The sequence below is a fragment of the Paenibacillus sp. J31P316 genome (assembly GCF_056269105.1).
Genome location: NZ_JBWDNI010000002.1, coordinates 765915 through 777551 on the forward strand (window position 1 = coordinate 765915; position 11637 = coordinate 777551).

Annotated in this window: 11 protein-coding genes; all 11 read right to left on the minus strand. The window is 53.2% G+C overall.

Annotation, left to right across the window (positions count from 1 at the left end):
* Window positions 1-95: 95 nt before the first annotated feature.
* The 11 genes from pnp to rimP all read right to left on the minus strand — a co-directional run bounded on the left by pnp (window position 96) and on the right by rimP (window position 11511).
* Window positions 96-2201, minus strand: coding sequence for a polyribonucleotide nucleotidyltransferase (gene pnp / locus AC0YNU_RS08810; protein ID WP_475755339.1), 2106 nt, complete (start codon window positions 2199-2201; stop codon window positions 96-98).
* Between the two features lie 216 nt (window positions 2202-2417).
* Window positions 2418-2687, minus strand: coding sequence for a 30S ribosomal protein S15 (rpsO, locus tag AC0YNU_RS08815; protein WP_161696834.1), 270 nt, complete (start codon window positions 2685-2687; stop codon window positions 2418-2420).
* Window positions 2688-2850: 163 nt separating this feature from the next.
* Window positions 2851-3807 (minus strand): bifunctional riboflavin kinase/FAD synthetase, encoded by a 957-nt coding sequence (locus tag AC0YNU_RS08820; RefSeq protein ID WP_475755342.1) that lies wholly within the window; start codon window positions 3805-3807, stop codon window positions 2851-2853.
* A gap of 132 nt (window positions 3808-3939) precedes the next feature.
* A complete protein-coding gene (gene truB / locus AC0YNU_RS08825; protein WP_475755344.1) occupies window positions 3940-4863 on the minus strand; it encodes a tRNA pseudouridine(55) synthase TruB in 924 nt (307 codons plus the stop codon).
* Window positions 4860-5867 carry a DHH family phosphoesterase gene (locus AC0YNU_RS08830; protein WP_475755346.1) on the minus strand — a complete coding sequence of 336 codons (1008 nt, stop codon included), beginning with the start codon at window positions 5865-5867 and terminating at the stop codon, window positions 4860-4862. The genes truB and AC0YNU_RS08830 overlap by 4 nt, the downstream gene beginning before the upstream one ends.
* The gene (gene rbfA, locus AC0YNU_RS08835; protein WP_475755348.1) at window positions 5864-6226 is read right to left on the minus strand and encodes a 30S ribosome-binding factor RbfA; all 363 of its coding nucleotides are present in this window, start codon (window positions 6224-6226) and stop codon (window positions 5864-5866) included. Before rbfA ends, AC0YNU_RS08830 begins: the two co-directional genes overlap by 4 nt.
* Window positions 6227-6233: 7 nt before the next feature.
* Window positions 6234-9227, minus strand: a complete 2994-nt coding sequence (infB, locus tag AC0YNU_RS08840) for a translation initiation factor IF-2 (RefSeq protein ID WP_475755350.1) — start codon at window positions 9225-9227, stop codon at window positions 6234-6236.
* A complete protein-coding gene (locus AC0YNU_RS08845) occupies window positions 9220-9549 on the minus strand; it encodes a L7Ae/L30e/S12e/Gadd45 family ribosomal protein (RefSeq protein ID WP_161696824.1) in 330 nt (109 codons plus the stop codon). Before AC0YNU_RS08845 ends, infB begins: the two co-directional genes overlap by 8 nt.
* Window positions 9536-9853 carry an RNase P modulator RnpM gene (rnpM, locus tag AC0YNU_RS08850; RefSeq protein WP_475756231.1) on the minus strand — a complete coding sequence of 106 codons (318 nt, stop codon included), beginning with the start codon at window positions 9851-9853 and terminating at the stop codon, window positions 9536-9538. Before rnpM ends, AC0YNU_RS08845 begins: the two co-directional genes overlap by 14 nt.
* 31 nt (window positions 9854-9884) lie before the next feature.
* Window positions 9885-10982 (minus strand): transcription termination factor NusA, encoded by a 1098-nt coding sequence (gene nusA, locus AC0YNU_RS08855; protein ID WP_475755353.1) that lies wholly within the window; start codon window positions 10980-10982, stop codon window positions 9885-9887.
* A gap of 67 nt (window positions 10983-11049) precedes the next feature.
* Window positions 11050-11511 (minus strand): ribosome maturation factor RimP, encoded by a 462-nt coding sequence (rimP, locus tag AC0YNU_RS08860; protein ID WP_475755355.1) that lies wholly within the window; start codon window positions 11509-11511, stop codon window positions 11050-11052.
* Window positions 11512-11637 lie beyond the last annotated feature (126 nt).

Sequence of the window (11637 nt, forward strand, 5' to 3'; positions counted from 1 at the left end):
TTATTATGGCTCGGCCCACAATATGAGAAGAAGAAAGAATACGCCCAATAAAAAAAGAGACAGGATTCCCTGCCTCCTTGTTTGACCGTATGCGATTAAGATTGCTGCGCAGGCACTTCTGGAGCCAGTACCGCTTTGCGAGACAAGTTAATCCGGCCTTGCCCATCGATTTCCGTAACCTTAACCGTAATTTGATCGCCGATCTTGAGCACGTCTTCAACCTTCGCAACACGCTCCGTGGAGACTTGCGAAATGTGCACGAGTCCGTCTTTGTTTGGCAGAATCTCAACGAAGCAGCCGAATTTCTCGATGCGCTTCACGGTGCCCAGGTACACTTCGCCGACAACGACTTCGCGGACGATGCCTTCGATGATTTGTTTCGCACGTTCGTTCGCTTCCGCGTTCGAGGAAGCGATGAAGACCGTACCATCCTGCTCGATATCGATTTTCACGCCGGTCTCATCAATGATTTTGTTGATGATTTTACCGCCGGAGCCGATAACGTCGCGGATTTTATCAGGGTTGATTTTCATGATGACGATTTTCGGCGCGTACTTCGACAAGCTTGTACGAGGCGTTTGCATGACTTCGTTCATTTTGCCAAGGATATGCAAACGGCCTTCGCGCGCCTGCTCCAGCGATTGCGACAGAATCGCGCGGTCGATACCGTCGATCTTAATGTCCATTTGGATCGCCGTTACACCTGCAGCCGTACCCGCTACTTTAAAGTCCATGTCGCCGAGGTGATCTTCCATACCTTGAATGTCCGAAAGGATGGAGAAATGATCGCCGTCTTTGATCAAGCCCATTGCGATCCCCGCAACCGGCGCTTTGATCGGTACGCCTGCATCCATCATCGCAAGCGTGCTCGCGCAGATACTTGCTTGGCTCGTAGAGCCGTTGGATTCCAACACCTCGGATACCAAACGGATCGTATACGGGAATTCCGCTTCGCTCGGAATGACTTTCGAAAGCGCCCGCTCGCCAAGTGCGCCATGGCCGATTTCGCGGCGGCCCGGAGGACGCAGCGGTCTCGCTTCGCCGACGCTGAACGGCGGGAAGTTATAATGGTGCATGAAACGTTTCGTTTCCGTCAAGTCGATACCGTCAAGGATTTGCACGTCGCCAAGCGCACCAAGCGTACAGATGCTGAGCGCTTGCGTCTGGCCGCGCGTGAACAAGCCGGAGCCGTGCGTGCGCGGCAGAAGCGCGACATCGCATTCGATCGGACGAATTTCGCCGAGTGCCCGTCCATCAGGACGAACTTTGTCATGCGTAATCAGGCGGCGAACTTCTTCTTTGACAATATCATAAAGTACTTCTTTGACATCGCCAAGCAATTCTGGATTCTCTGCATATTCAATCTCGAAGTGAGCGACGGCGTCGCTGTTGACAGCGTCGATTGCTTCTTGGCGTGCGTGCTTCTCCATCACGCGAACCGCTTCAACCAACCGAGGCTGCGCAAAGGCGCGAACCGCTGCATTAACGGCATCGTTAACGGCATGCAATTTGACTTCGATTTTCGCTTTGCCTGCAAGCCCTTGAAGCTCTTCAATCGAAGCAACGATCCGGCGGATCTCGTCATGACCGAACATGATCGCTTCCAAGATCACTTCTTCCGATACTTCGTCCGCTTCCGCTTCCACCATCATGATGGCTTCTTTCGTGCCCGCGACGACGAGATGGACATCACTCTTCGTTTCCTGCTCAACAGTCGGGTTGATGATGAATTGACCGTCGATGCGACCGACAATAACACCGCCAATCGGTCCGTTAAACGGAATGTCCGAAAGCGTCAGCGCAGCCGACGTACCGATCATAGCCGCGATTTCAGGCGAACAATCCTGATCTACGCTCATGACGATATTGGCGATTTGCACTTCGTTGCGGAATCCTTCAGGGAAAAGCGGACGAATCGGACGGTCAGTCAGACGGCTGGCCAGAATGGCCTTCTCGCTAGGACGTCCTTCGCGTTTGATGAAACCGCCTGGAATTTTACCTACGGCATACAAGCGTTCTTCGTAATTGACCGTAAGCGGGAAGAAATCGAGATTTTTCGGTTCCGTGGACGAAACGACGGTACAGAGCACGACTGTTTCGCCGTATTTGACCGTTACCGCCGCGTTGGCTTGTTTCGCCAAACGCCCTATTTCCATAACAAACGGGCGGCCGCCCAATGTTGTTTCTACGCGTTGCAGCATATAATTCCTCCTCATTGCAATGGCAGCGATTTATGAAAAAGCCCCATCGTCAGCATTCTAACTATCATATGTTGGACAGAAAAGCCCCTAGTTTCCTGGAGCCTTTACTGCAATTATGTATGCAATCGATGCGTATTTATAAAAAGCAACCCAGCGCAGCCAAGCCCGTGATTCCCGGGCGGCGTAACAACCAGGTTGCTTTTATCCCCGCATCTATTATCGGCGAAGGCCGAGTTTTTCGATCAATGCGCTGTAACGTCGTACGTCTTTGTTTTTCAGGTAAGCCAACAATTTACGGCGTTGACCAACCATTTTGAGCAGACCGCGGCGCGAGTGGTGATCTTTCTTGTGCGTCCGAAGATGATCTGTCAAATTGACGATGTTTTGCGTCAGGATAGCGATTTGAACTTCCGGGGATCCCGTATCGTTCGCGTGGGTTTTGTGCTCATCGATCAATTGGTGTTTGCGTTCTTGCGTAAGTGCCATCCGTGTTCACCTCCTTGTATCTTAATCGCCGTTAGCCTCGCCACCGCCCGGTGAATGACGGACAGGCCAAGCTAAGGTTCGAGTTGCGCGTGCTAGATCTAAACGATGACTACGCAACGTCTAAGAGTATAACATACCTGGACGCAAGAAGTAAATGCGGTTCCTATTTCTTGTTATAAGTCGTAAGCAAGGCGCGTGCCTCATCCCCGTCGGAATGAATCTGGGCGACCAACTCATCGATAGAACCGAATTTCTTCTCCATCCGTAAAAATGCAATAAATTGAATGGAGACCGTCTTGCCGTACAAATCGCCGTTAAAATCAAACAGATGCGCTTCCATGACCGGCTCTGGCAAATGATCGTGAAACGTCGGCTTCACGCCGATATTCAACACGCCTGGAATGCGTTGGCCGTCAACCTCTGCCATAATCGCATAAACGCCTTGCCGCGGAATGAAGAAGCCCGCTTCTTGTTGAATATTCGCCGTCGGGTAGCCTAGCTTCCGACCCCTGCCTTCTCCTTGTACCACAATGCCGCGAACCTCATAGGGTTCGCCAAGCAGCTCCGCTGCCTCTTCGGGACGTCCCCCGAGAAGCGCTTCGCGAATTCGCGTGCTGCTCACTTTATCGCCGTCTTGCATGAATGGTTCCACAATTTCCACCCCGATATCCGGTTCGCCGAGTGCCCCTAACGTCTCCGGTTTGCCTGCCCCTCTGGCGCCGAACGTAAAATCAAAGCCGACTATGGCCGATTTCACCTGCAGCGGCCGCAGAACGCGGTCGACAAACTCGGCGGGCGTTACGCCGGCGAAGTCCAAATCAAATTGAACGATATAGACGACTTCAACCCCCAGCTTGCGGAAGCACTCCACCTTGTCGGAAAGCGGAGTCAGACTGGACTGGTATTGTCCGCTTCGTCCGAGCACTTCTTTGGGATGGGGATGAAACGTCATCACAGCCCCTTGGAGACCGGATGCCCGGGCAGTCGCAATCGCTTGCGAAATAACATTTTGATGACCGCGATGAACGCCGTCGAAATGTCCAATAGCCAGCGTCTTGGGCCTTGCCTGATGAACAGCTTCTGAATCCATGATCGGGTACTGTAAAGATATGATTTCCACGCAGCCACACCTGCTTTGTCATCTTGCTTGGATGCATAGGCGAGCAGTACCTTCTCGGGTACGACCAGCCCAGGTTGCTAGGGAGAATAGTAGCCTAGATGCGAGGGAACCCTCGCACCAACTACGTTCAGCCTAGTCTGCCGTCGGCGTAAATACCTTCACGGCTTTAAGCGTGCCGGATTCGTCATCCGGCTGAAACACACCTGCAAATATTCCGTCTTCGCCGAATACGCGAAGCAAGGAATGTTTATCAAACGGATCGTGCGCCACTATATCCGAAAGCGGAATCCGTTTACCTTGAAACGCTCGCTGTACATCCGCCGCACTGATCGTAATCTTCGGAAAGTGATCCAATGCTTCGCTTGCAGCCGTCAACTTGCCCGCAATCGCTCCGGATGCTTTCAACTCCGCAATTTGCTCCAGCGTCAAGCAATCCTCCTGCGTGAATCCACCCGACATGGTTCTAATCAACTTCACCATGACAGCTGGTACGTGGAGAGCTTGGCCGATATCGACGCATAGCGTGCGGATATACGTCCCCTTCGAACAGATCACAGAGAAACGAATGACGGGATGAGGTTGATCCAATTGAACCTCGAGCAGTTCCAGCTCGTAGATTGTTACTTTGCGAGCCTGCCGTTCAATCACTTGCCCTTCCCTCGCCAGCTCGTACAACCGTTTACCGTCGACGCGTACCGCCGAGAACATCGGGGGCACCTGATCGATTTCACCGATGAATGACGCCAACACTTCGCGGATTTGCGACTCGTCAAGCGTGACCGAAGGAAGCTCGTCCGTAATCGTGCCTGTCAAATCCTCGGTATCCGTCGCAAGGCCGAACTGCATAACGGCTTCATACGATTTGGGACGCTCCTGCACATATTCCACAACGCGCGTCGCCCTTCCGATACAGAGCGGGAGAACGCCAGTCACTTGCGGATCAAGCGTGCCGGTATGTCCAATTCGTTTGACCTTCAAGATGCCTCTGACTTTTGCAACCACGTCATGCGAGGTCCAGCCAGCGGGCTTCCAAACTGCCAAAATGCCATCCATCATTTGTCCAGCGCCTCTCTTACGGCTTGAATGACGGACACGGTGCACTCTTGGATGCCTTGCTGCAGCCGGCAGCCTGCGGCACGCACATGCCCGCCACCGCCAAAGGATTGCGCAATCGCCGAAACGTCTGCTTTGCCTGAGGAACGCATGCTGACCTTTACATCGCCATTCTCGGTTTCCTTGAACAGAATCCCGACTTCCACGCCGTCGACGTTAAGCGCATAGTTGACAAGCCCTTCCAAATCATCGCCGACAGCTCCCGTCTCTGCCATATCGGCAAAAGACACGAACAACCAGGCAATTTGATTATCTTCCGAGAAGGTCAACCGGCTTAAAGCCCGCTGCAATAGCAGCAGCTGCGGTTTCGTCATACGCTCTAGCAGTTGGTTGGCAATCCAATGCCCGTTCACGTTCTCTTCCAGCATGCGCGATGCAATTTGCATGACATTAGGACCGGTATTGGAATACCGGAATCCGCCTGTGTCCGTCAGCAAGCCGGTATATATCGCCGTCGCCACTTCGAAATCAAACGGAATGCCTGCGAATGAAATCAAATCATATAAAATTTCGACCGTTGCCGCGGCATCTGGCCGGATAATGTTATGAGTCCCGAAGGCATCATTCGTCGGATGATGGTCAATATTAAGCAGCTGCGCTTGGTCGGCGAAGCTGCTTTGTACAAGACCGATCCGGCGAAAATCCGCGCAATCGACTGCAATAATACGATCATATTTCTCTTCAGGAGGCTGCTTGCCGTAATGGATGACGCGATCCGAGCCTTCCAAGTAGTGAAGTCGGGCAGGAACCGCACCTTCGTTGATCATTACCGGCTCTTTGCCCAACTTACGAAGCAGCCAGCCAACGACAAGCGTCGAACTGATGGCATCTCCGTCTGGTTGGACATGCGAGACGACTAGAAACTTGCTGCCGTCTCGCATGAAGTCCAGTGCTGCCTGTAACTGCTTCTGATAGGAGGCAGATGAGACTTCGTTTGCCGCGATCATTTGACGCCTCTGCCGCTGCCCGTATTAATATCGTTCAGCAGCGATTCGATCCGGCTGCCGTACTCGATGCTGCTGTCGAATTTAAACAGCAGTTCCGGCGTATGGCGGAATCGAATGCGCTTGCCCAGCTCTGAACGGATAAAACCGGTGCCGCGACCCAGCGCTTTGAGCGTTTCTTCCTTCTGTTCATCGCTGCCGAGCACGCTTAGATATACTCGCGCCTGGGACAGGTCGTTCGTGATTTCAACGCCTGTCACCGTAATAAAACCGATGCGCGGATCCTTCAGCTCCGTTTGAATAATCGTGCTGAGCTCTTTCTTGATTTGTTCACCTACACGTCCTACTCGGACTTTGGCCATCGGTCAATCACCTCTCCACGGACTCCATGATGAAGGCTTCGATAACGTCGCCTTCTTTGAGGTCGTTGAACTTATCGAGCGTAATACCGCATTCGTAGCCTTGGGCGACTTCTTTCGCATCGTCCTTGAATCGTTTGAGCGATTCGATCTCGCCTTCGAACACAACGATGCCGCTGCGGATCAAGCGAGCTTTGGCGTTGCGCGCGATTTTTCCGGAAGTAACCATACAGCCGGCGATAACGCCCACTTTGGTAACTTTGAACAGGTTACGGACTTCGGCTTGGCCGAGTACCACTTCCTTGAATACCGGATCCAGCATCCCTTTCATCGCATGTTCGATCTCATCGATGACGTTGTAGATAATGCTGTGGAGACGGATATCGACTTTCTCCTGCTCCGCCGTTGCGAGTGCCTGCGGTTCGGGACGAACGTTAAAGCCGATGACGATCGCACTGGAAGCCGCTGCCAAGTTAATATCCGATTCCGTGATCGCGCCTGCTCCGCTGTGAATGATCTTGACGCGAACGCCTTCGATATCGATCTTCGCCAAGGAGCCTTTAAGCGCCTCGGAAGAGCCTTGAACGTCGGCTTTGATAATGACGTTCAGGTCTTTGATCTCGCCGTCTTTTATATGATTGTACAAATCCTCTAGCGTTACGCGCGAATTCGCGCCAAGCTCGGATTGACGATGCTTGATCGCGCGACGGTCCGCAATTGCGCGGGCTTTGCGCTCGTCTTCGAACACGAGGAACGGATCGCCTGCTTGCGGCACTTCCGTTAAGCCGGTAATTTCGATCGGCGTGCTCGGTCCCGCTTCTTTTAAACGGCGGCCCTTGTCATTTACCATGGCGCGGACGCGGCCGAAACAATTGCCGGCAACGAAGGCGTCGCCAATCTTAAGCGTGCCGTGTTGAACGAGAATACGTGCAACTGGCCCTTTACCTTTATCAAGCTCAGCTTCAATGACGGTACCGCGGGCCCGTTTGTTCGGGTTCGCCTTGTAGTCGTTCATTTCGGCTACGAGCAGAATCATTTCGAGCAGCTCTTCCAAGCCGATGCGTTGCTTGGCGGAAACGTTGACGAAGATCGTGTCGCCGCCCCACTCTTCCGGAACAAGGCCGTATTCCGTCAAGCTTTGCTTGATTTTGTCCGGATCGGAACCTGGTTTATCGATTTTATTGACAGCTACAATGATCGGTACATTTGCCGCTTTCGCATGGTTGATGGCTTCAACCGTTTGCGGCATGACGCCGTCATCCGCAGCCACGACGATGATCGTGATATCCGTTACTTGTGCACCGCGGGCACGCATGAGCGTAAACGCTTCGTGACCTGGCGTATCAAGGAACGTAATTTTCTTATGGTTGATCTCGACTTGATAAGCACCGATATGCTGGGTGATGCCGCCTGCTTCGCCGCTGGTGACGCTCGTTTGGCGAATGGAATCAAGCAGCGTCGTTTTACCGTGATCGACGTGACCCATGATCGTGACAACCGGCGGACGAGCTTCCAGAAGCTCCTCTTCGTCCTTCTCTTCGAAGGTCTCGAATTGATCCTCTTCGACCGGAATCTTCACTTCAACCTCGACTCCATACTCGGAAGCGATCAGTTGAACCGTATCCAAATCCACCTCTTGGTTGATCGTTGCCATCACGCCGAGCGTGATGAGCTTCTTGATCACTTCCGAAGCATCCTTATGCAGCAGCTTAGCCAAATCACCGACGGTTACTGTGCCGCGGACGATGATCTTCTTAGGCGTATTGTCGATTTTCTCGCGACGCTCTTGTTGTTGGCCGCCTTTGCGGTTGTTTTTGCCTCCGCGGTTGTTGTTCCTGAAGTTGCCGGAACGGTTGTTGTCTTCGAAACGTTTGTTGCCGCCGTACGCATTGTTCGATGCTTTCGGATTGTTTCTTCTCCGATCATCGGATGCCGGACGATTGTTATCGAACGTACGTGCCGGAGCAGGACTGCTGCTTCCCCCACGATTGGACGACGGGCTGCCCTGCGCCGGTGCGGACGAACGGAAGCCGCCTTGGCCGCCGCCAGTTCCGCCGCCTGCCGGACGGTTGCCTTGATAACCGCCTTGACCGCCGCCTGCTGGACGATTGCCTTGATAACCGCCGCCTTGGCCTTGCGGACGGCTGCTTTGGCCGCCTTGACCGCCGCCAGTTCCGCCGCCTGCCGGACGATTGCCTTGATAACCGCCTTGACCGGTGCCACTTTGACCTTGCGGACGGTTACCTTGATAACCCGTGCCTTGGCCCTGCGGACGGCTGCCTTGGTAACCGCTGCCTTGACCTTGCGGACGGCTGCTTTGACCGCCTTGGCCTTGACCTTGCGGACGGTTGCCTTGGTAGCCGCTGCCTTGGCCCTGCGGACGGTTGCCTTGGTAGCCGCTGCCTTGACCTTGCGGACGGTTGCCTTGGTAGCCGCCGCCTTGACCTTGCGGACGGTTACCTTGGTAGCCGCTGCCTTGACCTTGCGAAGGCTGATTGGTTCTGTTTTCCGTTCCTTGCGAAGAAGTGCTTGATGCTGGCGTGCTGGAAGCCGGGCTCGCAGCTGGCGCTTGACTGGTCGTTGGATTCGCGGATGAAGCCGCGGTCGTTGTAGACGTATTTGTAGGTGCGTTTGTATGTGTTATGGTCGTATTCCCCTGTTTTTCTATCGGATTTTTGTTTCCTTGTCCTTGCTGCACGGAAGCATTGAGCGTAGTCTGAGGCTTGCGCTCCTGTTGTCCCTGCTGAGGACGGCCTGACGATTGTGCCGCCGAAACTGTCGCGTTCTCCTGCGCGCGTTTGGCTGCTGCATTCGCTTTAATATCTCGGAAGAAGCCTTCCACTTTCGAAACCATTTCATTCTCCATGACGCTCATATGATTGTTAACAGGCAAATTGAGCCGTTTGAGAATGGTAATGATTTCTTTGCTGCTCATACTGAGCGATTTCGCGTACTCGTAGACGCGCAATTTATCTTTGTTGTCCTTGTCTTGTTGTTTAGTCAATATACTCCACCTCCGAAGGTTCAGTTAAGCTATGAACGATGCTCTTGGCGAAGCCCGCATCCGTTAAAGCCAAGATGACGCGTTCCGATTTGCCGATCGCCTCTCCCAGCGCGATCCGGTCAAATACCTCCAAGCAATTCACGTTATACGTCGCGCACTTGTCACGAAACTTCTTCTTCGTATTATCTGATGCATCCGCCGCAACTATGACGAGTTTCGCCTTTCCTTGCCTGACGGCCTTCAGCACGGTTTCGTCCCCGGTCACCAGTTTGCCCGCGCGCATGGACATCCCGAGCATGGAGAGCGCTTTATGCTTCTTCATCGTCATCCATCTCATCCTTGCCTGCGTTGAACTCGTCCTCGACTGCAATGAAGTCCTGCGCGAGCTGATCGTATATTTCCGTGCCCACTGTTTGTTTCAGTGCCCGGTCCAACGCTCTGCTTTTCTTTGCCAGCCTGAAGCATTCTACTTTGCCGCAAAGATAAGCGCCCCGGCCGGCTTTCTTGCCCGTTAAGTCGATAAGGACGGCCTCGTCCGGCGTTCGGACGACACGGATCAATTCCTTCTTGGGCTTCATTTCCTGACAAGCCACGCATTTGCGCAGCGGAATTTTTCTCGGTCTCACCATTCATCCCTCCCTGAACGCTTCCCCGCTCTTAGTCGATGGAGACGGAATCCTGATGCATGGTGCTCATTGGCGATTTCGGTCGGCCGTACTCCTGCTCCGCCTGCGTCTCGCTCTTAATATCGATTTTCCAGCCCGTCAGCTTGGCAGCCAAACGCGCGTTCTGTCCTTTAATGCCGATTGCGAGCGAGAGTTGATAGTCCGGCACGATAACACGTGCCATTTTCTCTTGCTCATAAACGATGACCTCGATAACTTTGGAAGGACTCAGCGCATTCGCCACGTACTCTTCCACGCTCTCTGACCAACGGACGATATCGATCTTCTCGCCCTTCAGCTCGGTCACGATTGTTTGGACGCGCATGCCCTTCTGGCCTACGCAAGATCCAACCGGATCCACTTCCGCATTACGCGAGTGAACGGCGATTTTGGAACGGAAGCCCGCTTCGCGCGCCACCGAGCGAATCTCGACGACGCCGTCGTAGATCTCAGGCACTTCGAGCTCGAACAGCCGCTTCAGCAAGCCCGGATGCGTACGGGACAAGAAAATTTGCGGACCTTTCGTCGTGTTCTCCACTTTCGTGATGAACGATTTGACACGGTCGCCATGCTTGAATTTATCTGTCGGCATCAGCTCCGTTAACGGCAATACCGCTTCCACCTTGCCGAGGTCGATGAACAGGTTGCGAACATCCTGCCGCTGCACGATGCCGTTCACGATATCCTCTTCCTTATCGATGAACGCATTGTAGATCAGACCGCGCTCCGCTTCGCGAATACGCTGCGTCACGACCTGCTTCGCCGTTTGCGCCGCAATTCGGCCGAAGTCGCGAGGCGTTACTTCGATTTCCGCGATGTCTTCCAAGTGATAATGCGGATTGATTTCGCGAGATGCCTCCACCGAAATTTCAAGGCGCGGGTCCAGCACTTCTTCAACGACGGTTTTGCGTGCATAAACTTTGATCACGCCCGTGAACCGATTGATATCCACGCGAACGTTTTGTGCCGTATTAAAATTCCGTTTATAGCTTGAAATCAGGGCAGCCTCAATCGCTTCCAGCAAAATGTCTTTGCTGATCCCTTTCTCTTTCTCGATTTCATTTAAAGCTTCGATAAATTCCGTGCTCATTGGAAATGAGTTCCCCCTTTCGACTGTTTCCCTAACGTTATAATGAAGCCGGCTCTCCTGCGTTTCTTTAGAAGAGAATGGCTAAACGGGCGCTTGCTACTTTGGCGTACGGAATAACATGCTTCTTTTTGCCGATCTCGATGGTGATCTCTTCACCCTCGAACGACCGAAGCGTGCCTTCGAATTCCTTCAAGCCGCCGATCGGCTCATACGTCGTCACGAAAACGTGCTTGCCCACCGCTTTGGTGACATCCTCGGGCTTCTTCAGCGGACGTTCCGCCCCCGGTGATGATACTTCCAGGAAATATGCGTCGGATACCGGATCGTTTTCGTCGAGCTTCTCGCTCAAATATTCGCTGATCCGGCCGCATTCGTCGATGTCGATGTTGCCTTCTTTGTCGACGTATACTCGAAGAAACCAGTTGCTTCCTTCTTTGACATACTCTACGTCCACGAGTTCAAATCCATTTTCGTCGAGAAACGGCTTGACCATATCCTCTACGGCGGTTTTGATTTTAGGGTTGCTCAAAAACGATGTACCTCCCACTGCAGGCGTTCTTTGAAGGCGCGCTGTCAGTAAATTTTCAGCTGAAATCGACTCTGTACGATAAATCCGTCGCCATCCGTAAACGTAAAAAGGTGCAGACAAAACGTA

What these genes read in the sequence shown, in the direction of transcription:
- pnp (WP_475755339.1), bottom strand. Translation starts at nt 2,201, where the DNA reads ATGCTGCAACGCGTAGAAACAACATTGGGCGGCCGCCCGTTTGTTATG.
- rpsO (WP_161696834.1), bottom strand. Translation starts at nt 2,687, where the DNA reads ATGGCACTTACGCAAGAACGCAAACACCAATTGATCGATGAGCACAAA.
- truB (WP_475755344.1), bottom strand. Translation starts at nt 4,863, where the DNA reads ATGATGGATGGCATTTTGGCAGTTTGGAAGCCCGCTGGCTGGACCTCG.
- AC0YNU_RS08830 (WP_475755346.1), bottom strand. Translation starts at nt 5,867, where the DNA reads ATGATCGCGGCAAACGAAGTCTCATCTGCCTCCTATCAGAAGCAGTTA.
- rbfA (WP_475755348.1), bottom strand. Translation starts at nt 6,226, where the DNA reads ATGGCCAAAGTCCGAGTAGGACGTGTAGGTGAACAAATCAAGAAAGAG.
- AC0YNU_RS08845 (WP_161696824.1), bottom strand. Translation starts at nt 9,549, where the DNA reads ATGAAGAAGCATAAAGCGCTCTCCATGCTCGGGATGTCCATGCGCGCG.
- nusA (WP_475755353.1), bottom strand. Translation starts at nt 10,982, where the DNA reads ATGAGCACGGAATTTATCGAAGCTTTAAATGAAATCGAGAAAGAGAAA.